This is a genomic window from Thermococcus sp. GR5, from assembly GCF_012027535.1.
GTDB lineage: Archaea > Methanobacteriota_B > Thermococci > Thermococcales > Thermococcaceae > Thermococcus > Thermococcus onnurineus.
This window is the reverse complement of the sequence record NZ_SNUN01000009.1, coordinates 106955-130895: the sequence shown is the minus strand read 5'-3', so window position 1 is coordinate 130895 and position 23941 is coordinate 106955. Positions and strand designations below refer to the sequence as shown.

Here is a 23941-nt window from a genome sequence, read left to right as displayed (position 1 = left end):
CAGGCTCGATGGAAACTGAGGTCAGGCTGACCTCAATCTCGTACTGGGAAGTGTCGTAGCCGCTGAGGTACTTGGTGAATATACTAGAGTAGGCAGTTATCTCCCAGGTGCCCTCGACCGGGTTGGGAATGACCCAGGTGTACTCGTAGACGTTTCCGGCAGGGTTGGCTCCGACGTAGTAGTAGTCTGGGACATAGGCAGCAACGACCTCACCGAGTGGCCTAGCGATGAGAAGGGTCGTTCTGCCAATCGGGTTGCCCTCGGCGTCGGTTGCGATGCGGAGGGTGACGCGGAGATCCTTGGTGCCGCGCGGAACCTTAACGAAGTAGTGCTTGGCTTCTCCAGGCTTCTCGGTGTCGGAGAGCTTGGCATAGCTTTCACCGTTCGGGTTCACCGGAATGTCGACGGTGACAGCTATGTAGCCGTCGATGTAGCTGGTGTCGGGGTCGTCGATGTAAACGAGTCCAACGTAGGTTCCACTCTTCTGGAGCTTGGAGTAGTCGATGTTAATTGAGAACTGTCCTATGAGGTCGTCTATGCTCTGAGCACTGGCGCCGTTGATCGTGACCTCTGTGGTGTTGGGAATGATCCAATTAACGTTGGTGCTTATCCTGTAGGTCTTGTTCTCGAAGACGTACCAGAGTCCCCAACCTGGCTCATAGACGAGCGGTGAGAAGTATATCGGAACGCTTCCCGGATACTCGTTCCTTATGTAGACTCCCCTGTAAAGGTACGGGAAGCCAAAGGCGTTCTGGAAGTAGCCGTTGAAGTCCACATAGGCCTGTGATATCGGGATCATCGGAACGCCTATCGGGTTCTTGAAGCCAGTGTAGGTGGTTCCGGCGAAGATGTAGGTGGTCGGCTCCTGGCTGAGCTTCTCGAGCTCCTCGATGGCCTTGTCCACCTGTATGAGGCCGAAGCCCTGATCTATAAGGGTCCCATTGACGGGCTTGGCGCTGAGTTCGAGGGCGCGCTTTATCATTATGGGATCATAGGTCAGGTTGTGCTGCTTGGCGTAGCTAATCATCAGGGCAACGGCACCGCTGACATGCGGGGTGGCCATCGAGGTACCGCTCCATATTCCGTAGTACCTGTACGGGTTGCCGTAGAGGACGGTGTACCACATCGGCAGGCTCGAGAATATGTCGGTACCCGGAGCCATGACGTCGGGGTCGAGCATACCGTCGTCCCTCGGTCCCCTGCTGGAGCTCATAGCTGGACCGGAGATTATGCCCATATCAACCCCGTACCAGAAGGACTCCCTCTCGTTGTCCACGTAGTTGCCGACGGTTATGGCGAGATCGCTGTCACCCGGTGAGTGGACGGTGTTGGTGGTCGGGCCCTCGTTTCCTGCGGCTATGGCAAATGTAACACCGTACCAGTCGGTTAGCAGGTTAACGTAGAAGTTCTCCGGGCTCTCTATACCGTCGTTTATCTCGCCTCCACCGCCTAGAGACATGCTTATGACGTCCGCACCGTTGAGGGTGGCGTATATCATTCCGTTTATAATCCAGCTGGTCCTTCCAAATCCAAACTCACCCGGAAGAACCTTGACCTCCATGAGCTGGGCGTTGGGGGCAACTCCATACACACCGCCGAAAAGCGGGTCGTCTGGAAGGCCAACGCCGGCAACGGTACCGCTGACGTGGGTTCCGTGTCCGTGGGCGTCCCACATGAACATTGCATAGTACGGTGCCTCGAACTCAGCAAACGCAACGTTAACGAGGCTGGTGTTGAAGGTGAAGTATTCGCCAGTCTCAGTATAGAGGCCAACCCCAGTATCATCAGTAAAGTTATTGTTCATGTTGGTGTCCACGTATGCTGTGTAAGTGCCGTTGTTGTCAACGATGAGGACCGGATAAACGTCTTCCCTGTCACCATCAAAGTTCATGTCAAAGTACCTCTCCGGAAGAAGCCCGAGATAGTACATGTCGCCGGTTATGTTGCCGATGTAATAGGTTCCCATGGTGTAGTTCGTGTAATATGCATCGTGGCCGTAGTACGGCGCATAAACTCCCCAGAACAGGGTGACGTTCTTATCGACTGTTATGTAGCTACTGGACGTGGTGTTGTTGGAGTAGTATATCTCCGCGAGCCCCTCGTCACTGGCGTCGTATATGTTCACAATCTTAGGCCTTCCATCGAGGGTGACCTGGAGGAACGGGTGGCCGACGTCAATTCCGGTGTCAAGAACGGCAACGGTGACATTGTCTCCGAGGACGCCGTAATTAACCCATGTGTCGTAAGCGTGAATCGTGAAGATGCTCATGAACATGTCCGGGTGAGCGGGGAAGCTGGCATCTGGAGAAACATCTCCTGCCCCGGCCTCAGGGGCAACGGGCTCCTCGAGCTTGACCATCTCGTCCTTCCAGACGTGGAGTATTCCGGGTATTTCAGCGAGCTTTTCAACGTTGGAAACCGGCATTTCAACAACTATGAACTGCAGCTCGGGTTTGCTGATGGGGTCAATCTTACCAAGGCTCTTAAGGGCGTTGTAAACCTCAGTCCTGTGATCCCTATCCGGTGCCACTATGAGGCGCACCGTCTTACCGCTGCTCTCCAGAACCTTCTGGATTTCCTTCTGAAGGACTTCCCCCGGTATGAAATTGCTGGGCTTCTCCACCGCGATCTGCTGGGGACTCTCAGACTGCTGTACTGGAGTCGCCGTTACTGCTAGCACTGATATTGCCGCTGGGATCGCAGAGAGTAGCATCACTACCACGACTAAAAGGCTCAGAGCCTTTTTATTCATCCTAACACCTCCTAATCGTAATGCTCACCTATACAGTGAAAATCGCATGGATATAAATATTTCGTTCTATGGAGTAACCATATCCCCTCTACTATCCCGGTAACACCAGCAGTGACTCTTTTTGAACATTAGAATGCTAGTTTGTCAATCTCAGTAGAACAGAAAGTTAATACTTATACAGAGCGATGTGACTCCGACATCCTTCTTAGAATCCACCTTGACTCGGATAGGAACGGCACCGGTTACTCCTTTAGAAACAGCAGTGCCCCCAGAAGGAATATCAGCAGGAAGGCATCGATTCCAGGATCGAGGGCGTATATCATAATGGCAAGCACAAATGCAAAACTTTTTGTGTTTTTCTCACTCTCCCTCAGGAGGAAACCTAACAAAAAAGCCTCCAGAAGTCCAAAAAATCCAAAATCGGCAATTGCCTGTCCGAAAAAGAAATATGTGTAGTTGCCGCTCGCCCCAAAGAGCCCTGCAATCATATGCCTCGGATTGTCGCTGAATAGCAGACTCCCATGGAAGATGCCAGTCGGAAGGGAAAGACGAACCAAGTTGTGAAACACTAAGAAAGTAAAACCAATCCTAATCAGAATTGCTTCGATGCTACCGCTGAGCCATATCACCAAAAGGCCCAAGAGGAGACCACTTCCCAGAGTTTTTGTATCAACTCTGAAAATCCCGCGGGAGTACAGGTCAAAGACGTAGGCGAGGTACATCAGCACTATAAGGGAGCGGAACGTTCCGAGGAAGAAGATGAAGGTAAAGATCAGGAACAGTAGAGTCTTCACTTTGGTGCTGGTGTCTGTATACACAATACTGAGGGCTCCCAAAAGCGCAGAAAAGACAAGTGGTCCAACCAGCTCATACCTCAGGTGTTTTTCAAATAGAGGAACACCCACGACCAGATAAAGACCAATCGGGATAAGAAGGGCAATGACCAAGGCATGAACTGCAAATCTGTTGTACACATTGATACGGAGACAATAAGCCACAATGAGCAAGGTGGCCAACAGCGGGCCGAGGGGATATTCAAGGAATGAGAGCACGAATATTCCCAGAGCGTAGAACCAAGGATTTACCTTGAATCTGGTTGAATATCCGAGGGCAAATACTGCAAAGAACGCCAGAGCATAAACCACGCCTAACAGTAGCATTGAGGGAGAAAGGCCCTTAGCATAAATTAGCTCCCTCAACTCGCCGTCAAAGTAGTTGGAATAGAGGGAGATGAGGAGATAACTGAAAAAGGCGAGGCTAAAGATTTTTAACCCCCTCACTTTACCACCAACTAATGTTAAAGGGAGAGCTTAAAAGGTTTGAGGGGTGCCGGTGAGATGAAAACTGGGACTGAAAAGCGTTACCTTCCACTGCTCCTCGTCGCGTCTTTTATCATCAGGCTGATACCTCACAGGACTCTTCTGCTGGCGACCTACGACGAGTACCTTCACAGAGACATAACACTGAGGCTCGCCGAGCAGGGATTAAGTGCGATATCAAAAGATATCCCATCCCTTCTCGGTCTGAGGGCCTACAGCTACCCACCGCTCTTCCACATCATCGGAGCAGCAGTGTATAAGCTGTTCCCCTCGGATTACATATTCTTCATACTCCCGCCCATCTACGGCACCATAGCTGTGTTTGGCTTCTATCTCGCCTTTAAAGGGCTCATGGAAGATAGAAAGCGCGCACTCCTTGCGACGGCGCTTTTAGCTTTCGCTCCGAACTTCATATACAGGACTGGGCTCTACATCCCTGAGAACCTCGGACTGGCAATGTTCTCCTTCAGCCTGCTGTTCCTGATAAAGTTCCTGAAGACCAGGCGTCTCAAGTATCTGATAGTCCTCGGCGTTCTGCTTGGGGTGTACATGCTCACCCACAGGGGATGGATATTCTTCATGATGGCGGCCGCACTGATAGTTTTCTCGTACCTGTGGCCAACGGTAAAGAGGAACCTCCACTACTTCCTCGCCCTGCTAGTTCTGGCGTACATAGCATACCTCCAGGTCGAGTTCATTAACTCCCTTGTTGCAGACTTCTTCCTGAGGCTGCAGAAGACGGAAGTCAGCTTCTTGGGCTACTTCAAGTGGATAGGGATCATCCAGCTCGTATTTGGCGCTCTCGGAACGAGATATTACCTCGAAAAGGATCCCATAAGGAGGGGCTTTGCCCTTTGGGCCTGGGCATTTATGCTCGCCGGCGGTATCTCCTTCCGCTTCCGTGACCCCTACGCGACGATACCTCTCGCTGCCATGGCCACCGATTTCCTAATGGACGAAGTATTCCCAAGGATGGCATTACTCCTCAGGAAATCCTTTGAGGATGTCCGGGGATTCGGAGCGGGCTGGATCAGGAAGATCACAGCAAAGAAGAGCTTCGCAACGGCAGTTATCATATTGATGCTCCTCGTTCCTTTCGCCCAGGGAACCTACGGTGCCTTCAATTACATCAACCCACCGACCATTAGCGACAAGGAGGCCTATCAGTGGGTTATCGACAACACCCCCGAGAACGCCACCATACTCGTCTGGTGGGACATGGGATATCTCATCATAGGCAACACCCATAGGAAGGATGTTGTCATCTGGAAAAAGGTCTACCAGGGCTTCTTTGGTGAGGCGCCAACAGCAATGGAAGCGAGCCGGGCGTACAACGACCACGTTGTGATGTTCAGCTCCAATCAGAGGGAGCGTGTCTATTTCCTCATGAAGAAATACAACGTGAGCTACATCTTCGTGGACAGGACAAGACTGAGCTACGGCCTTATCAAGTATGGCCTCATGGAGTACGCCCCCTATGATACCCACTTCAAGCTGGAGTTCTGCAACGGCAACGCCCAGGTATACAGCTTCATTCCGGAGCCTGAACTGAAGCCGGTGGATCCCTTCCCGCTGAACTACACCGGAACCTATGAGCCTCTCGTGAACTTCCTGGAAAAGTTCTGGACTGGCTACAACTACGCTGACTTCGATGACCGCTACAAGGCCTACTTCAACCTCAACGCTTGGATGGTGGAGCTCTACACGAAGCTTTACGAGAAGACGGGAGATACGGCATTCAAGGAACGCACCGACTGGCTCCTACAATGGCTCTCTTACAAGCAGATGGACAACGGAGCCTTCCCGTGGGGCGTTCCACCGAATGATTTCACGCTCTACACGGCGTACACCCTTGAACCCCTGAGGGACATTAATTTCGATGGTAAAGAGAAGTCAATTGAGCTCCTCGAGAGCCGGGAGATGGAAGACTACTTCATGACGACGCCGAAGGACGAGAAGGGGTCACTTGTCGTCAACGCCATGTTACTTCCTCTCTACAAGGAGCTGGGAATACTCAACGAGACCACTGAGAAAAACGTGCTTGAGGGGATACTTAAAGAGCAGAAGAGGGGGGGCAGCTGGAACGATAACGTGGGAACGACCGTGGCGATAGCCTCAGGCCTCGCTAGGTACTATCAACTGACGGGCAATGAGACAGTTCTCGAGTCGATAAAGAAGGCCGCGGAGTGGCTGAGGGATCAGCAGGAAGAGAGTGGAAAGCTAAAGGCTGAGAAGTTTGAGTACGCCTACTCTCGCGCCACCTACGCTCAAATGGCCTATATATACCACGTCGCTGGATTCACCGAGGATGAAAACAGGACGATACAGTTCATCTTCAACACCTTTGATCCCAACAGGGAAGTTCACCCACTAGACGCCGTTTTAACTATGTACCGCCACTTCAGTTACGCCTACGGCTGGGATAAAGCCATAGGGATGCTAAACGAACTGCTAGAGCTTCATTCGTTGATTAAATTTAATTAAATATTCCTTAGTTTCTTCTCTGTTTATTGTGCTCGGCAATTACAAATGGTATTGTCGCATTAGGAGATTTGTGGGAATGGGCGAAAAATATAAAAATTCAAGAAACATTTTCAGAAAAAACTTCGTGAGCTCCGCAAAAAGGAATAAAGAATTATGGTGCCTTTATCCATCCAATGCGTACATTTGGAGTTTCTATCATTTCTGTACGCCACCGAACATCACTGGATAGTTAATTTTAAATATAGACTTTCTATATATCACCCGCAGTAAACAACTGTGGAGGGATTTGTATGAGCGAATACAAGTTTATAAAGTGGTTTGAGGAGCTTGGAAAGAAGGACGTTGCCCTTGTCGGTGGAAAGGGTGCAAACCTTGGTGAACTTACCAACGCAGGTATTCCGGTTCCACCCGGGTTCTGTGTTACTGCTGAGGCCTACAAGTACTTTGTTGAGAACGTCCGCGTTGAGGATGGTAGAACCCTTCAGGAGTGGATTCTGGACATCATCACCCAAACCAACGTTGATGACTCCAAGCAGCTCCAGGAGAACACCGCTAAGATAAGGGAGAAGATCATCTCCATGGAGATGCCCGCGGAGATAGCCAAGGAGATTGTTGACGCCTACAAGAAGCTCAGCCAGCGCTTCAACAAGGACGCCGTTTACGTTGCCGTCCGCTCTTCTGCCACCGCTGAGGACCTCCCAGAGGCTTCCTTCGCCGGCCAGCAGGAGACCTACCTCGACGTCTACGGCGAGGACGACGTTCTCGACAAGGTCAAGCGCTGCTGGGCCAGCCTCTGGACTGCAAGGGCCACCTTCTACAGGGCCAAGCAGGGCTTTGACCACAGCAAGGTCTACCTTAGCGCCGTCGTCCAGAAGATGGTCAACAGCGAGACCAGCGGTGTCATGTTCACTGCCAACCCGGTCACCAACGACAGGAGCGAGATCATGATCAACGCCGCTTGGGGCCTCGGTGAGGCCGTCGTCAGCGGTGCCGTTTCTCCGGACGAATACATCGTTGAGAAGGGTACCTGGAAGATTAAGGAGAAGTACATCGCCAAGAAGGAGATAATGATTGTCAAGAACCCCGAGACCGGCAAGGGAACCGTCACCGTTAAGACCGCCGAGTATCTCGGTCCAGAGTACGTCGAGAAGCAGGTCCTCACCGACGAGCAGATACTCGAGGTCGCCAAGATCGGTGCCAGGATCGAGGAGCACTATGGCTGGCCGCAGGATATCGAGTGGGCCTACGACAAGGACGACGGCAAGCTCTACATCGTCCAGTCCAGGCCGATTACGACCCTTAAGGAGGAGGTTAAGGCGGAGGAGGCCGAGATGACCGAGGAGATGAAGGTTCTCCTCAAGGGTCTTGGAGCCTCACCGGGCATTGGTGCCGGTAAGGTTGTCGTCATCTTCGACGCGAATGACATAGACAAGGTCAAAGAAGGCGATGTCCTCGTCACCACCATGACCAACCCGGACATGGTTCCGGCCATGAAGAGGGCCAGCGCTATCGTCACCGACGAGGGCGGAAGAACATGCCACGCCGCCATCGTTAGTAGGGAGCTTGGCATCCCAGCCGTCGTCGGTACCAAGGAGGCCACCAAGGTCCTCAAGGACGGCATGCTCGTTACCGTCGACGGTACCAGGGGTGTCGTCTACGAGGGCATAGTCAAGAGCCTCGTTAAGAGCGAAGAAGAGAAGGCCGAGGGTAAGGTCGTCGTTGCCGGTGCTCCACTCATCACCGCCACCGAGGTCAAGGTCAACGTCTCCATGCCGGAAGTGGCCGAGAGGGCCGCCGCCACCGGCGCCGACGGAGTTGGCCTCCTCAGGGCCGAGCACATGATCCTCGGCATCGGTGCCCACCCGATCAAGTTCATCAAGGAGGGCAGGGAGGAAGAGCTCGTTGAGAAGCTCGTCGAGGGCATCAGGAAGGTCGTTGAGGCCTTCTACCCGAGGAGGGTCTGGTACAGAACCCTTGACGCTCCGACCAACGAGTTCCGCGAGCTCCCAGGTGGCGAGGACGAGCCAGAAGAGAGGAACCCGATGCTTGGCTGGAGAGGCATCAGGCGCGGTCTCGACCAGCCTGAGCTCCTTAAGGCCGAGTTCAAGGCCATCAAGAGGCTCGTTGACGAGGGCTACGACAACATCGGTGTCATGCTCCCGCTCGTCAGCCACCCAGAGCAGATAAGGAAGGCCAAGGAGATAGCCATGGAGGTTGGCCTCATTCCGCACAAGGACGTCGAGTGGGGCGTCATGATCGAGACCCCGGCTTCAGCCCTCATCATCGAGGACCTCATCAAGGAGGGCCTTGACTTCGTCAGCTTCGGTACCAACGACCTCACCCAGTACACCCTCGCCATCGACAGGGACAACGAGCGCGTCTTCAAGCTCTACGACGAGAAGCACCCGGCCGTTCTCAAGCTCATCGAGAACGTCATAAAGACCTGCAAGAAATACGGCGTTGAGACCAGCATCTGTGGCCAGGCCGGCAGCGACCCGAAGATGGTCAAGCTCCTCGTCAGGATGGGCATCGACAGCGTCAGCGCCAACCCAGATGCTGTCGAGCTCGTCAGGAAGACCGTCGCCAGGGAAGAGCAGAAGCTCATGCTTGAGGCCGCCAGGAAGAGGCTCTTCGAGTGAACCTCTTCAAGCAGCGCTCTGCGCTTCCTTCTTTTCTATCCCCTTTGATTTCTATCTTCCGTGACTTAAGCATTCTCCAGTTTTCTGAAAAACAGAGATGGATTCTTTATCCACAGCAAGGCTTTTATATTAGCGTTTCGACACCCGTTTGATTGACATGGATGGCGACAAAAGGGACAAAATAGATGCGATGAGGCAGCAAATCGTCGAGGGACACGTGGAGAAGACCCTCATCAAGTTAGCTTCCCCGCTCATAATCAACAACTTAGTGCAGGTTCTTTACAACCTCACGGATACCTTCTGGCTCGGCAAGCTCGGCAGGGAAGAGCTCTCCGCACCGGGGACCGCGTGGCCCCTCGTGTGGTTCTTTATGAGCATAGGGATGGGCTTTGCAATAGCAGGCTTCGCCTTCGTGAGCCAGTACGTGGGAGCCAAGAGGTACGACGAAGCAAACAGGGCGGCAGGCTCCCTCTACTCCCTCATGATGATATTCTCCGCTATTGTAGCGGTCGTCGGTGTTCTGATAGCGCCTCTGGCGATGGATTTCATGAACGTCACGCCTGAGGTTTATGACTATGCCCTAAGCTACACGAGGATAGTCTTCATCGGAATACCTTTCTCTTTTACGCTCTTCGCTTTCAACTTCCTCCTGAGGGCTATAGGAGACACCAAGACGCCAATGAAGATAAACGCATTCACGGTCTTTCTTAACATAGTCCTAGACCCGTTTCTAATCTTCGGCTGGCTTGGCTTTCCGGAGCTGGGCGTCGTCGGAGCGGCTGTGGCTACGATGGTCTCAAACAGCATCGGCTCGCTCATAGGCGGCTACCTGCTCTTCACAGGCAAGGTTGGAATCCACCTAACGCTGGAAAACCTGAAGCCGAACTGGGACTTCTACAAGCGTATCTTCAGGGTGGGCATTCCATCAAGCGTTGGTTTCTCCACGGATGCTCTAGGCTTTGTTGTGCTTACAAGGATTATATACGGTTATGGAACTGTAGCCTTCGCAACGTACAGCATAGCCAACAGGCTGATCAACTTCATGTTCGCCTTTGCCAACGGCATAAGCCAGGCCATGGGTACGATGGTAGGTCAGAACGTTGGGGCAGAGAAGTACGAGAGGGCCAAGAAGATAGCCGAAAAAGCGATGCTCATCAACTTCATAATCCTGAGTGCTGGAACGGCCATAGTCATAATTTTCAGGCCGCAGATATTCGGCTTCTTCCTAAAGGACCCAGAAGTTTTAGCGGAGAGCGTTAAGTTCGTGAAGTACTTCGCGGTCTCGCTGCCCTTCTTCGGCATACTCTCCGCGGTAAGCAACGTCTTTCAGAGCGCTGGCCACACTAAGAAGGCCATGGTGCTTGGCATGATAAGGCTCTGGATCCTGAGAATTCCTCTCGCTTACGGTCTCGGGCTGTTCCTGAATGACACCATTGGAGTCTGGCTCGGTATGGGGCTAAGCAACATCCTCAGCGCGCTGTTTGCCTTCGCTTGGTTCCTCCAGGGAAGCTGGATGAGAAAAATAATAGAAAAAGCACCATAACCCTTTTATATCAACGTTTCGATTGCGGTCTGATTGAACATGGGGGGCAAGAAAGTTCAGAAAATGCGCGAGGAGATACTCCAAGGGCCCATCGAGAAGACGCTTTTTGCGCTCTCATTTCCCCTAATAATCAACAACTTAGTGCAGGTTCTTTACAACCTCACGGATACCTTCTGGTTAGGACGCCTTGGTAGGGCAGAACTTTCAGCTCCTGGAACGGCATGGCCAATGATAGGGACTCTCATGGCTTTAGGCATGGGCTTTGCAACTGCCGGCTTTGCTCTGGTAGGCCAGTACGTTGGGGCCGGAAGATACGACAGGGCCAACAATGCAGCTGGCTCGCTTTACTCCCTTGTCCTCATATTTGCGACAATCGTTGGCGTATTCGGCTACTTCGTGACCCCCTATGCGCTTCATTTCATGAAGGTCTCGGAGAGCGTCTATCCCTACGCCCTGGCCTACACCCGAATAATCTTCCTCGGCATACCCTTTGCATTCACCAGCTTCGCCTTCAGCTTCCTCCTGAGGGCGGTTGGTGACACCAAAACGCCAATGAAGCTCAATCTTTTAACGGTTGCCATAAACGTAATTCTTGATCCGATACTTATCTTCGGCTGGCTCGGCCTTCCGGAGATGGGAATAAAGGGAGCCGCTCTGGCAACGATAACGGCCAACAGCGTTGGCTCACTCATCGGGGCGTACCTCCTCTTCAGCGGTAGGGTTGGGGTTCACCTGACACTTGAAAGCCTCAAGCCCAATCTGGAGTTCTACGGCAAGATATTCCGCATAGGACTACCCTCGAGTGTCGGGCAGTCGGCAAATAATTTTGGCTTCGTAGTTTTGACGAGGATTATATTTGGCTTCGGCGATGTAGCTTACGCTGCCTATATAATCACCACTCGCCTAGTGAACGTCCTCACGAGTATAGCAAGGGGAATAGGAATGGGAATGGGCACAATGGTCGCCCAGAACGTCGGTGCGGAGCAGTACGAGAGGGCCAAAAAGATAGCCGAGAGGACAATGATGGTGAACTTCGCGATAGCCTCGCTTTCAGTCCTCCTGATAGGGATCTTCCGGGAGGATATTTTCCGCATCTTCCTCAATGATCCAGCCGTTATAGCAGAGAGTGAGATAGTGCTCAAGTACTTCCTCATCTCAGTCCCATTTTTCAATGGCATCTTTGTCGTCGTGACCAACGTCTTTAGGAGTGCCGGCCATACCAAAAAAAGCATGACGCTGAGCATACTGCGCCTCTGGGGGCTCAGAGTACCTCTTAGCTACGCCTTTGGATATATACCGGCGATAACAATACTCGGACTCACGATACCCCTTGCCGAGTTCTTTGACTTCACCAGCAAGGGCGTCTTCTTCGGCATGGGATTGAGCAACTTTATAGCCGCAGGTGTTGCATTAATATGGTTCGTGCGGGGCACATGGATGAAAAGGATCATTGAAAGATGGTAATACCCTCCTATTTTGCCCCCCCAAAGGGTAGGGCCTGAAAAGTCGTTAAGTAAAGATGTTCGTGAAAAGTTTCCTGCCTTCACGAGTAAGAACCGATAATTTTTTAAACTTTCTTGCGAATTATAAGTAAATATTCGAATCTAAAATCATGGGGGTAAAATCAGCAGCTCAAATCAGGAGTCAGACTAATAAACCCCCTCCCCAACCCCCTTTTGGTGATGGCATGATCAGGGACGAACGCTGGGAAGGTGTCTACTCTTTTGAGGACTCCCCATTCATTATGGAGATTTTGACTGAGCTGAGAGATGAGAACACAGGCCCGATAGCCTTCAGGAAGGGTCTTGTCAAGCTTGGCAGATACATGGCCTACGAGATAACCAAGACAATGGAGACGGAGAGGATCAAGATAAAGACGCCCCTCGAAGAGACCGACGGGATCCTCATTGCCGACAGGCGTAACGTTGTCATAATAACCGTTCTGAGGGCAGCAATACCTCTTATGGAGGGACTCATTAAGGTTCTCGACCACGCCCGCGTGGGCATTGTCTCAGCCTCCCGCGGCAAGGCTCCGAAGTTCGAAATAGAGATGAAATACGTCAAGGTGCCCCAAATAACTGAGAAAGACACAGTCATCATAGCCGACCCTATGATAGCGACAGGCTCGACGCTGATTAAGGTTCTCGACGAGGTCAAGAAGTACGGAAAGGCTAAGCGCTACGTCATCGTCGGCGTCCTGGCCGCTCCAGAGGGAATAAGCAGGATAAAGGAAGCTCACCCCGACGTGGAGATGTTCGTCGCGGCGATAGACAGGGAGCTCAACGAAAAAGGCTACATCCTGCCGGGCCTTGGCGATGCTGGAGACAGAGCATTTGGGGCGCCGATTAAGGTCTGAGATGCGTTTCTTTCCTTTTTCGATTTCCCAAGATGCACGACCTACGTTAAATTTATAAGTTCGCGCCTGGTTATTCCTTTTGACCCGTAGACGCGGGGGTTGCCGAGCCTGGTCAAAGGCGGTGGACTCAAGATCCACTCCCGCAGGGGTTCCGGGGTTCAAATCCCCGCCCCCGCACCATTCTAACAAACTCCACCTTCGCGAGATTTGATCGGGGTTCGCATGTGGGTTCCAGAATGGCTGGTTCTTAAGTGAGTTTACTCATTAAGTTGTCAGTTTCTCAGTGTTTACTTCAAAATAACGCCTGAATTGGCGTTGAGAGAGGATAAACCGCCTAACTTGCTTGTTCCTTGTTAAACCCTCGTTGAACTTGCAGTCTTAAGATGACATGCAAACTCCTTCAGCCGATTGGGGGAGTTTACCACTTGATCAGACTTTGCAGAGCGAAGTTCGCTTGCTGGCGCATGTTGAGACGCAGTCTCAACATGTCGGGAAGCTTCGCTTCCCATGAAGCGTTGACGGGAAACTTGAGTACAGTCCTAAAAGTGCTTGTTCTCAAGGGGTTAACTTTTTGATTAACTTTGCCCATCAAAGCTTGTTCCGCAGAATTTTTATACGGCCGTCCCGTAGGGAGTAGAGGTGTCGTCATGGTCACGCTCATTATCGCCGAGAAGCCTAACGTCGCGAGAAAGATAGCCTATGCCCTGGCAGAGGGTAGGCCGGTCAGGAAGACCATCGGTAAGGTTCCTTACTATGAGTTCACGCGCGACGGGAAGAGAATAATCGTAGCTCCGGCAGTTGGCCACCTCTTCTCGCTCGCCCCAAAGACGAAGACTTACGGTTATCCGGTCTTTGATATTGAATGGGTTCCTGTCTATGTTGCCGAGAAGGGCAAGAGTTACGCTAAAGACTACATCAAGGCTCTGGCAACTCTAGCCAAACGCGCCGACGAGTTTGTAGTTGCCTGCGACTACGATACCGAGGGTGAGGTTATCGGCTATACAGCCCTCAAATACGCCTGCGGCGTTGACCCCTCAAAGGCCAAGCGCATGAAGTTCTCCGCCTTAACGAAGAAGGACCTCCTAAAGGCCTGGTACAACCTGGAATCGACCATAAACTTTGGAATGGCCGATGCGGGAATAGCACGCCATGTCCTCGACTGGTACTGGGGAGTGAACCTCTCTCGCGCCCTAACCTCTGCGATAAAGCGCGCCAGTGGCAAGTGGATGGTTCTGAGCACCGGTAGAGTCCAGGGGCCCACTCTTAAGTTCCTCGTGGACAGGGAGAAGGAGATCCAGAACTTCAAACCCACGCCATACTGGGTCATTAAAATGGTTTTAGAGAAGAACGGCCAGCAGTACACGGCCGTTTACGAAAAGGAGCGCATCCTTGATGAAAATGAGGCCAAGCGCATCGTTGAAGAGGCCAAGAAGGGGCCGGCCTTCGTCGAGAAGGTTGATGTGAAGCAGCAGAACAGACATCCTCCGGTTCCCTTCGACCTCGGAACGCTCCAGAGGGAAGCATATTCAGCCTTTGGATACTCACCTAAAAAGACATTAGAGCTCGCACAGAAGCTGTATGAGCGCGGATTAACGAGCTATCCAAGGACAAGCTCGCAGAAACTCCCAAAGAACCTCAACTTCCGCTCCATACTCCAGAACCTGGCTAAGCTTCCGGAGTACAAGCCCTTTGCCCATGAGCTTCTGGGTAAGGAGAGGCTCAAACCTGTCGAAGGCAAGAAGGACGACCCAGCCCATCCTGCCATTTACCCTACAGGCGAGCTTCCAAAGCCGGGAGAGCTGACTAAAGACGAGGCCAATCTCTACGACCTAATCGTGAGGCGCTTTTTGGCTCTCTTTATGGAGCCGGCCGTTAGGGAGATAATGAAGGTCATTATAAACTCAAACGGTCACCGCTTCATTCTGAGCGGAGCCAGAACGATTAAGGAAGGGTGGCTCAAGGTTTATGGAAAGTATGTCAAGTTTGATGAGGCTATCCTGCCCGCCTTTAAGGAGGGCGAGCCTGTTAAGGTCCTCCAGATAAAGCGTGAGAAGAAGAAAACCAAGCCGCCGGCGAGATACTCTCCCGCAGCCGTAATCAAGAGGATGGAGGACCTCGGAATCGGAACCAAGGCAACGAGAGCTCAGATACTCGAAACGCTCTACAGTAGGGGCTACATCGAGGGTAAGAAGAAGATAAAGGTAACTCCCCTTGGCATGCGAGTCGTCGAGGCCTTGGAGCGGAACGTCCCGGACATAGTGAGCGTCGAGCTGACAAGGGCCTTCGAAGAGAAGATGGATGAGATAATGGCTGGCAAGGCCGATAAAGACAGGGTTATAGAAGAGAGCAAGGAGCAGCTCATCAAGATTCTTCAGCAGTTCAAAGAAAAGGAGCTGGACATCGGAAAGGCCCTCATGGAAACTACGGGCACCGGTGTAACAACGAGCAAGGAAAATGCCAAGCGCGCTGGGACGGTGAAGGAACTCAGTGAGACCGAGGAAAAAGAGGTGAAGAAGACCATTGAAAAGGGAGAAAAGACGCCCCTTGTCGTTGGCAAATGCCCCAAATGTGGCGGCGATTTGGTCGTCCGCTACAACAGAAAGACGGGGAAGAGATTCGTTGGCTGCTCGAACTGGCCGAAGTGCAACGTTACGTACCCACTCCTCCAGCGCGGGCGGATAATCCCAACGAACAAGACCTGCTGTGATGGTGCCCCTGTTGTCAAAATCCGCGAAAAGGGCAGGGAATATGAGATTTGCCTGGATATGAACTGCAAGGACTGGAAGAAGGGAAAGAAGTGATTAGAGCAACTCCTTTAGGAGGCTCAGCCTCCTCTTGCTCATGAGCACCTTGGGGTGCTTGAGGAGGGCCTTTACAACCTCTCCATAGTCGCCGCTGGCTATCTTTTCGGCATCCGCACCACTGAGTATCTGGATGAAGAGGTCAAGGTCTTCGTCGGTGAGCTTCTCCGTGACGCGCCTGACCCTTAGGACCTTCTCAAGCCTCTTTCCGTCGGTCTCCCACCATTCGGTCGTGTAGTTCTTGAGAAGTTCCGGGTTTTCCTCTTCCAGAGCCTTGACTATCCACTTGCTGGCTATGGTTCCGGCTTCCATTGCCTCGGCCATTCCGCCTCCGTGCATGGGGTTGACCTGCCTTGCTGCGTCGCCGACAACGATAACGTTGTCCTTGGCGAGCTCTTTGACGAAGCCGCCAACCGGAACGACGCCGACGTTTACCTCCAGGAGCTTTTTGGCGGGGATATTGTTCTCCTTCAGCCATTTGTCGAGGTAGTACTTGGCCGTCCGGGGATTGTCGGAGTTTATGCCTATTCCGACGTTGGCTCTATCCTCATCCTTGGGGAAGACCCAGACGTAGCCCCTCGGCGCTATCTCGTTCCCGAACCAGAGGTGGATTAGGTCAGGGTCAAAGCCCTCGATGAGCATCTCGTACTCGTAGCTAGAATCGAACTCGTGCGGCGGAGCGTAGGTGTTTATGCCGGCCTTCCTCGCTATGGTACTCTCCACGCCATCGGCAGCAACGATGATATCAGCATAAATCTCAATGGGCTCGTCCTCGTGCTTGGCCTTTATTCCTGCTATCTTTCCGTCCTTTCTTATGACATCCATTGCCTCAGTTCTAGCCAGGACGTCGGCCCCAGCTTTGGCGGCGTAATAAGCAAGCATTTTGTCAAAGACCTTCCTCTCGAGGATTACACCGCTGACTTCCTTGTATCTGAGCTCGAGCTCGTAGCCGCTTGGGGAGTAGAGTTTGGCACCGTAAATTTCACGGTTGATGAAGCGTCTGTCGTAGGGTATGTCGTACTTCTCAAAGACCGTCTTGCTGATTCCCTCGGCGCACTGCTTTGGAGTGCCTATCGCGGACTTCTTATCGATGAGCAGGACGGAAAAGCCAGCTTTAGCAACGTTTCTCGCGACGATTGGGCCGGCGATTCCTGCGCCGACAACCACTACATCGTACTTCATCTCGGTCATTCGGACACCCCCAGGGGTTCAGCGGTTAGGGCGCCAACCGGGCAGGCGTTGATGCATATGCGGCAGGATATGCACTTGTCTTGGAAGAACTCCCACCTTGAGGAGCCTACTTTTATGGCCAGCGTTGGGCAGACGCCTGCACAGCCGCCGCAGAGGTAGCACCTGTCTTCGTTAACGACGACTTTAATCTTCTCCGGCATCTTCGACACCGCCAAGCTTTTGTTTGAGCCTTTCCTCGTCGATTTTGACGATTCCGTCTTTTATTCTTAACGGTATAAACTTGTCCAGCTCTTGGGCTTTGGCGATGACTTCCCTCTCCTTGAGGTTCAGCCTGTCGCTCAGGCCTTCGATAGTGGCCTCACCGTTGAGGAGTAAGTAATGGAGTATCGCCATTTGAGTCATGTCGCCGATTTCCTCTAGGTAGCGCTCTTTTATCTCCTTCATCAGCCTATCCCTTCTGCTCTCAACTGCTTGAAGGGCCTGGAGAATCTTCTCGAGCTCTTCGGTAAGCTCAAGGAATGAGGCGACCATACTGATGAGTGTTTCGTGTTCGAGGGGTATGCGGGAGAGGTCTATCTCGGCTTTTTCTATCAAAGATCCGCCCAGGTCAAGGCCGCGGTACCAGAATAGGTTGGGGGTTACCGTGGTGACGTAAGTTCTGGATATGGCTATGTCATAGTACTTCCTCGCGGGTCCAATGAATGGGCCTTCCCTCTCGTAGGACTTGAGTATGCCTTCGCGCTCCATGATTTTAAGGTGCTTGGCAACTGCCGTTGAGGAAACGTTTACTTTACTGCTGAGGAAGCTAAAGTAGCATTCCGTACAGGTGAGATGGCTGAGCAGATCGCGCCTCACCTTGTTTCCTAATATGTAAAAGATGTCCGGTTCAGTCATGACCCACACCACCCAGATCTGTGACGCAAAGCTTATATAGTGAACATTCAACCTTAGGTTGCAAACCTGGAGATTAAGCCTCACCAGGTATTGTGCTCAAAGCGTTATAAACCTTTAGCTATGGAGGTGTTGAGAATGGGATTGATTAGCGATGGAGATAAGAAGGTCATCAGGGAGGAGTTCTTCTCCAAGATGACGAACCCAGTCAAGATTATCGGATTCATCGGCAAGGATCACTGCCAGTACTGTGACCAGCTGAAGCAGCTCGTCCAGGAACTCTCGGAGCTCAGCGACAAGCTCAGCTACGAGTTCTATGACTTCGACAGTGAGGATGGCAGGAAGCTCGCCGAGCAGTATGGTATCGACCGCGCCCCGGCTATTACCATAACCCAGGACGGCAAGGACATGGGCGTAAGGTTCTTCGGCCTTCCTGCCGGCCACGAGTTCGGTGCCTTCCTTGAGGACATCGTCGATGTCAGCAACGCCCAGACTGACCTCATGCCTGATACGAAGGAGGAGCTTGCCAAGGTCGACAGGGACGTCAGGATACTCGTCTTCGTCACCCCGACCTGCCCATACTGCCCGCTCGCGGTCAGGATGGCCCACAAGTTCGCCATCGAGAACACCAACGCCGGCAAGGGCAAGATCAGGGGAGACATGGTTGAGGCCATCGAGTATCCGGAATGGGCTGACCAGTACAGTGTCATGGCCGTCCCGAAGATCGTCATCCAGGTGGACGGCGAGGACAAGGTTCAGTTCGAGGGAGCTTACCCGGAGAAGATGTTCATGGAGAAGCTTTTGGCTGCCCTCGAGTGAGGGCGATTTTGTTCCTTTTCTGTTTCTTTGGGTTTCATAGTGCCTTCCACTTAACGCTAATTTGCTGCGATTTCCCTCCAGATCTATCTTTGCACAATTAGATTATTGATTTATTGTAGAATTATGTAATTAATTCCTTCCCAGAAGAACTTCTAGAATTCTCCTAGAGTCTTATTGCAACGGTAGTTTGGATATACAAAAAGCTCGCAGAGATTGAACTTTCAATTCTCCTAGAGTCTTATTGCAACCATAGGTTGAGGGGCAAAATGAGGGAAACCGTTAGACCTTTCAATTCTCCTAGAGTCTTATTGCAACCGAGCCGTTGTCGAGCGTGTAGAGCTTTGTCATGTTCCTTTCAATTCTCCTAGAGTCTTATTGCAACCCGCACGACCGCAGCAATGAGTGTGAAGGACAGTGCAACTTTCAATTCTCCTAGAGTCTTATTGCAACCTCTAGTGATAGCGAGGGAGGGACACGTCCTCTGCGCTTTCAATTCTCCTAGAGTCTTATTGCAACGACGCCGAGCGCCACCTTGCGCCAGTTCAGAACCAATCTTTCAATTCTCCTAGAGTCTTATTGCAACATAACGCCCATAGTTCGCCGCCCGCATAACTTCCGTCCCTTTCAATTCTCCTAGAGTCTTATTGCAACCGAGAACACGGGCGGAGCCGTCAGCACGTTTGACTTCACTTTCAATTCTCCTAGAGTCTTATTGCAACAGCTAAGGAGGGTTGAGTGATGGGGAAAGGGAAAAAACTTTCAATTCTCCTAGAGTCTTATTGCAACATCAACGCTTTCTGGGCTTTGCCTTACAGTATAAACTACTTTCAATTCTCCTAGAGTCTTATTGCAACCGCCGCTCGCCTGCGCGGCGCCCTGCGCGGCCTGTTCGCTTTCAATTCTCCTAGAGTCTTATTGCAACCAACAATGACTAAATTCAGCACGACGATTGCCCTGTTAGCTTTCAATTCTCCTAGAGTCTTATTGCAACATGTATTTCGGAGACTATGATAAGGAACAGAAGCGTCTTTCAATTCTCCTAGAGTCTTATTGCAACACATCGGCCTAGCGCTCACGTTGCTCTTTGGTTACCTCTTTCAATTCTCCTAGAGTCTTATTGCAACGAGCACAACACAGATTTTTGTTGATAAAAAGCGCTATCTTTCAATTCTCCTAGAGTCTTATTGCAACGGACCTTCCTTGACCTTGAAGTACCTTTCCAAGGCCTCTTTCAATTCTCCTAGAGTCTTATTGCAACGTAGGAGGAGAGGGTCGACCCTCTGCTTGCTTGGCAGCACTTTCAATTCTCCTAGAGTCTTATTGCAACGCTCGCTTCATAGACCAGCCAAAAAGACAGTACGGGCTCTTTCAATTCTCCTAGAGTCTTATTGCAACAGGAGGTCGGCACTATGGGTATGGAAGATATGCTTTCTTTCAATTCTCCTAGAGTCTTATTGCAACAGGGCGGCTTTTTCCTTCTTCTGCCTAACAAAAGATTATGAGAGCTTAGTTTTTATAAGCCTTTCTCCGGAGGTCTGCTAATGCGTATCTATATGGCCGTGGAAATCTCCGGATTAAAATGATCAATTGGAGAATAGAAAGCTCCAAGACGTCTTTCTGGTGTTGTGTGTAGTAATCATTGTAAGTTCCAGAGGATAGAGATCGCTGTGATTGACTTAACGAGCAATTCGACCCTTTGGGTTATAAAAACGCCGAGTTTAAACAGGTTGCTGACTTTTTGGAGGCCCATGAAGTTTCATCTTAACTTTTAGAAAAAATTTCGTTACATCAAATGTCTTTGATGCAACATTAAGTTTTATAATTACTTTATGTTACTAAAGACTTCCCATCCGACGACAGTGCCATGTTTTTCCTTTTAAATCCTCAGAGTACGCCAGTTCCAAAATGTGCCCCTCCAAACTTGATACTGCCTTCCAAAATCCCTAAAAGACCTTATTCAGTATTTCTTTTAGGTGGGCCCATGTACGTGGTCATCGTCTACGATGTGGCCGTTGAACGGGTGAACAAAGTCAAGAAGTTCCTACGCCGGCATCTCCACTGGGTTCAGAACAGCGTCTTCGAGGGTGAGGTAACCCTCGCCGAGTTCGAGCGCATAAAAGCCGGTCTGCTCGATCTGATTGATGAAGACGAAGACTCCGTGGTCATTTACAAGCTCCGTTCGATGCCAAAAAGGGAAGTGCTGGGAATGGAAAAGAACCCTCTGGAGGACATCATTTAGACTCAACGGCCTCACATATGGGTCTAAAGAGGCATCCTCCACATTCCCGCTTTCCGTAGCGGGGCTTTATCCACTCTGGGAAACTGCCGGATTCGAGCTGCCTCACACCTTCAATAACCGCCTTGGCCCTTCTGAGTATCCTTTGAAAGGCCTTTTTGTCCCTTTCTACGGGGAACGGCTTGAAGCTTAGACCATTTCGGTCAAAGACATAGATGTAGCCCAGTTTCTTGTCCATCATGTTAAGATATGCGTTGAGCTGCTCCTTTGCAAGCTTTGGGGGTTCGTTCATCTCGTCCGGTGTCTTTGGACTGCTCTCGTCCTCTCCGTTGAATCCTTTGAACTTGAACTCAAGTGGATAATTCCCCTTTACTGCGTCCACCCTGCCTACGAGCTTCCATCCGTCCTCTAGGGGATACTCAACGGTAACCTCAAACTCTATGTCTTCGCTACTGAGCGCATTGCCGAGCCATTCATGGAGAACACTCCCCACGAGCATTTCGCCCGTCCTCTCGTACTTGAATGTGCCCAGGTAGATGGAAAGTGCAGCCTTTCTCAGGCAGTAGCTTAGAGATGTCACCCATATCTTCCGCTCAGGGGTCTTTCCCACTATCGCGTTCCGAATCCTCTCGTTAAACTCCTCAATCTCTTCGGGATACCCCATCTCATCCACCTCAGAACCACGCTACCAGCGGCTCGTATTCAGCAATGCCCACGAGATGTCTTATCAGCTTGTAAGCCTCGAGCCTGATCAAACGCTGCTTTGTTACGTTCTTCTTCAGCTTCGGATGCTTCACGCTGGTTCTCATCTCCTTGTTGTAAACCTCCACGACCTTCCTCATGCCCTCCTTGGTGAGCAGGATGCCGTTCAGCCCCTCCCGGAAGTGTTCCTTCCTGATGATTCCCTGCTTGATGAGACGGTTGGCTATCCTGTCAACTATCGCCGGCTTGAATATCTCGCTCAGATCGAGTGCCAGTGAGAAGCGGCGCTCTCCCGGTTCATGGAGGTAGCTCACGGTTGGAACTAACTGGGTGTTATAGAGCTCGCTCACTATAGTCGCGTAGAGCCTTGAGTTCAGGAAGTTTATCAGTGCGTTCATCTCGTTCTGAGGCGGCCTCCTCGTGCGCTTCACTATTTTGAAGCCATCGGGCAGGTGTTCGTCCCAGCGGGCGTAGTACTCCTGCCTTATCCTCGCCTCGACGTTCATGACGTCGGTTATCTTCCTGGCCTCTTCCAGCTCCTCCAAGAGTTCAGACAGCAACTTGGGGAAGTCTCCCCCGACCTTCCAGCGCTTCAGGTTGCGCTCCATGTTCCTGGCACTACCGATGACGAAGAGCTTTGCCAGCTTAAGCCTCTTCTCCTCGTCGAGGTAGTGCTCTGCCTGCCTGATAACCAGGTCGCCCGAGTGAAGCTTCTCCTTCGGGTAAAAGCTCCCGTCGTAGTAGCCGTAGTGGTTGAAGAAGTGGACGGCTATTCCTTTCTGAGCGAGGAAATGCAGAGCCTGGGATGTTATGTTCACGTGGCCGTAGATGTAGATGTCGTAGATGCCCTCAACGGCGAAGGGCTTTTTCTCGCCCCCGCTCTCAAAGTATAGGGTGTTCTCCTTCCGGAAGAGGGTCCCATCGGAGAGCAGGGTGATGGAGCGCTTTCTCATGGGATCACCCTTTGTCTGCAGGTAAAACTTTGACACCAACCTTTTGGGCCAGCTTTCTTAGTTTGATATCAAAAGTGGCGAGTGGAAACTCCTTTAAAACAGCATGGGAAAGAATTATAGCATCGTTGATGTGGCTTAAGGAGCGGTTGTAGTCCCAAAGTATCTTGAGGGCTTGCATTATGATTTCGTGGCTCATCTCCAGGCCCCGGAATCTCGGGTCAGAAACGTACCATTCGATCATTTCCTTGGCGGTCTGAAGGGGCTTCTTCTCCTTCTTGAAGAACCAGAGATACTCTTGGAGTACAAGCGCGGGAATGTACCATCTGTCAAGCGACTCCAGAAGTCCTCGGGCATTCTCATGAAAGGGATTATCCGAGAAGGTATCATAAATCAAAACGTTGGTATCAATCACTGCATGCATTCCTCCATGCCCTCCTCGATGGCTTTTTCGATTTCCTCTGGGGTGATCGGTCTGCCGAGTTTGAGGGTCGGGCGTTCTCTTTTGAAGCGTTTTATCACTATCCTCTCTCCTTCGAGCTCCACCTCAAGCAACTCCCCCTCCTTAATCCCAAGCGCCTTCCTAATCTCCGCGGGAAGCGTTATCTGGTAGTTTCGGGTCACTTTAGTCACCGGCATAGTATCACTCCTCCAGTAGTACTTTTAATATCCTACTATATTAGAGTTTCTACTATCGCCTCAGACCCAGCACAGCTCATAATACGCGCACTTCTTGCACTTCCTGGTCTTCGCTGGCTCTGGAGGTCTCGGAAGTGATTTTATCCTCTCAACTTCCCTGATTGCCCCCTCGACTTCTTTCTCGCGGCCCTCGAGTGTTACCTCCTTCGTCTCCCTAAGTTGCGGGTAGTGGAGAACCGCCTTCGCTTTGATGCCGTGCTGCTTGAGGTAATAAAGGTAGTACAGCGCCTGCATCTCGTGAGCTTTCTCCATGGATTTGCTTTTTTTGACCTCATGGACTTCTATGATGTTGCCCCTGCGGATGAAGTCTATCTTTATGCTCCCAATCTGAACTTCCTTCTCCTCGCTGCCATAGCGCCGCTCGTGGAGGAATTTACCAAGGTCAACCCACTCACTCTCCTGCTCCATCGTGATGCCCTTAGCGAAGTACCAGAGCTTGGTGGGGCAGATGAAGAGGTAGTTTATCTCGGTGCCGCGGATGAGGAGTTCGTCGTGGGGATATTCAGGGGGCATAGGACGGCCTCCAAAGAACTAAACCCACAGGTGTAACGCCCGCTAC

Annotated in this window: 18 protein-coding genes, 1 tRNA gene and 1 CRISPR repeat array; of the genes, 9 read left to right on the top strand and 10 right to left on the bottom strand. The window is 51.5% G+C overall.

The genetic code is table 11. The features are described 5' to 3' along the window. Both E3E33_RS09670 and E3E33_RS09665 read right to left on the bottom strand, forming a co-directional pair. Positions 1-2752: S8 family serine peptidase (locus E3E33_RS09670; protein ID WP_167731680.1), on the bottom strand; the 2752-nt coding region annotated here is incomplete at its 3' end. A gap of 242 nt (positions 2753-2994) precedes the next feature. Continuing rightward, positions 2995-4032, bottom strand: coding sequence for a hypothetical protein (locus E3E33_RS09665; protein WP_167711960.1), 1038 nt, complete (start codon positions 4030-4032; stop codon positions 2995-2997). 57 nt (positions 4033-4089) lie between these two features. Between E3E33_RS09665 and E3E33_RS09660 the strand changes: the two genes are divergently transcribed. From E3E33_RS09660 to E3E33_RS09630, 7 genes are all read left to right on the top strand, one after another. Further along, positions 4090-6555, top strand: a complete 2466-nt coding sequence (locus E3E33_RS09660; protein WP_167711961.1) for a glycosyltransferase family 39 protein — start codon at positions 4090-4092, stop codon at positions 6553-6555. 290 nt (positions 6556-6845) lie between these two features. Further along, a complete protein-coding gene (ppsA, locus tag E3E33_RS09655) occupies positions 6846-9194 on the top strand; it encodes a phosphoenolpyruvate synthase (protein ID WP_012571268.1) in 2349 nt (782 codons plus the stop codon). Positions 9195-9351: 157 nt separating this feature from the next. Then, on the top strand, positions 9352-10737 hold the full coding sequence (locus tag E3E33_RS09650) for an MATE family efflux transporter (RefSeq protein WP_167711968.1): 1386 nt from the start codon (positions 9352-9354) through the stop codon (positions 10735-10737). A gap of 39 nt (positions 10738-10776) precedes the next feature. After that, positions 10777-12201, top strand: a complete 1425-nt coding sequence (locus E3E33_RS09645; protein WP_167711969.1) for an MATE family efflux transporter — start codon at positions 10777-10779, stop codon at positions 12199-12201. Between the two features lie 223 nt (positions 12202-12424). Beyond that, positions 12425-13093: a uracil phosphoribosyltransferase gene (upp, locus tag E3E33_RS09640; protein ID WP_012571271.1), complete on the top strand. Its 669-nt coding sequence runs from the start codon at positions 12425-12427 to the stop codon at positions 13091-13093. 92 nt (positions 13094-13185) lie between these two features. Then, a tRNA-Leu gene (locus tag E3E33_RS09635) sits at positions 13186-13273 on the top strand. A 467-nt stretch (positions 13274-13740) separates the two neighbouring features. Then, complete coding sequence (locus E3E33_RS09630) at positions 13741-15894, top strand: DNA topoisomerase I (protein WP_167711962.1); 2154 nt, start codon at positions 13741-13743, stop codon at positions 15892-15894. Here E3E33_RS09630 and E3E33_RS09625 read toward each other — a convergent pair whose 3' ends face one another. From E3E33_RS09625 to E3E33_RS09615, 3 genes are read right to left on the bottom strand one after another with little or no spacing between them, the layout of a single operon-like run. Continuing rightward, positions 15895-17076, bottom strand: a complete 1182-nt coding sequence (locus E3E33_RS09625; RefSeq protein WP_370519852.1) for a geranylgeranyl reductase family protein — start codon at positions 17074-17076, stop codon at positions 15895-15897. A gap of 5 nt (positions 17077-17081) precedes the next feature. Further along, positions 17082-17285 carry a DUF362 domain-containing protein gene (locus E3E33_RS09620; RefSeq protein WP_012571274.1) on the bottom strand — a complete coding sequence of 68 codons (204 nt, stop codon included), beginning with the start codon at positions 17283-17285 and terminating at the stop codon, positions 17082-17084. Further along, positions 17269-17979 (bottom strand): helix-turn-helix domain-containing protein, encoded by a 711-nt coding sequence (locus E3E33_RS09615; RefSeq protein WP_012571275.1) that lies wholly within the window; start codon positions 17977-17979, stop codon positions 17269-17271. Before E3E33_RS09615 ends, E3E33_RS09620 begins: the two co-directional genes overlap by 17 nt. A 135-nt stretch (positions 17980-18114) precedes the next feature. Between E3E33_RS09615 and E3E33_RS09610 the strand changes: the two genes are divergently transcribed. Both E3E33_RS09610 and cas2 read left to right on the top strand, forming a co-directional pair. After that, on the top strand, positions 18115-18795 hold the full coding sequence (locus E3E33_RS09610) for a thioredoxin family protein (protein ID WP_012571276.1): 681 nt from the start codon (positions 18115-18117) through the stop codon (positions 18793-18795). Between the two features lie 151 nt (positions 18796-18946). After that, positions 18947-20256: direct repeats of the CRISPR family, unit length 30 nt; unit sequence CTTTCAATTCTCCTAGAGTCTTATTGCAAC. 520 nt (positions 20257-20776) lie between these two features. Beyond that, on the top strand, positions 20777-21034 hold the full coding sequence (gene cas2 / locus E3E33_RS09605; RefSeq protein ID WP_012571277.1) for a CRISPR-associated endonuclease Cas2: 258 nt from the start codon (positions 20777-20779) through the stop codon (positions 21032-21034). On the opposite strand, the gene E3E33_RS09600 is transcribed toward cas2, so the two are convergent. The 5 genes from E3E33_RS09600 to cas4 are packed head-to-tail and all read right to left on the bottom strand — an operon-like array spanning position 21027 to position 23895. After that, positions 21027-21695, bottom strand: coding sequence for a nuclease (locus E3E33_RS09600; RefSeq protein ID WP_167711994.1), 669 nt, complete (start codon positions 21693-21695; stop codon positions 21027-21029). The two genes, cas2 and E3E33_RS09600, sit on opposite strands and share 8 nt — an antisense overlap. Positions 21696-21705: 10 nt before the next feature. Next, complete coding sequence (gene cas1b, locus E3E33_RS09595) at positions 21706-22686, bottom strand: type I-B CRISPR-associated endonuclease Cas1b (RefSeq protein WP_167711995.1); 981 nt, start codon at positions 22684-22686, stop codon at positions 21706-21708. Between the two features lie 4 nt (positions 22687-22690). After that, entirely contained in the window at positions 22691-23107 is a 417-nt protein-coding gene (locus E3E33_RS09590; protein WP_167711996.1) for a PIN domain-containing protein, read from the bottom strand. Continuing rightward, positions 23095-23322 (bottom strand): AbrB/MazE/SpoVT family DNA-binding domain-containing protein, encoded by a 228-nt coding sequence (locus E3E33_RS09585; RefSeq protein ID WP_167711997.1) that lies wholly within the window; start codon positions 23320-23322, stop codon positions 23095-23097. The genes E3E33_RS09590 and E3E33_RS09585 overlap by 13 nt, the downstream gene beginning before the upstream one ends. A 60-nt stretch (positions 23323-23382) precedes the next feature. Continuing rightward, positions 23383-23895: a CRISPR-associated protein Cas4 gene (gene cas4 / locus E3E33_RS09580; RefSeq protein WP_167711998.1), complete on the bottom strand. Its 513-nt coding sequence runs from the start codon at positions 23893-23895 to the stop codon at positions 23383-23385. Positions 23896-23941 lie beyond the last annotated feature (46 nt).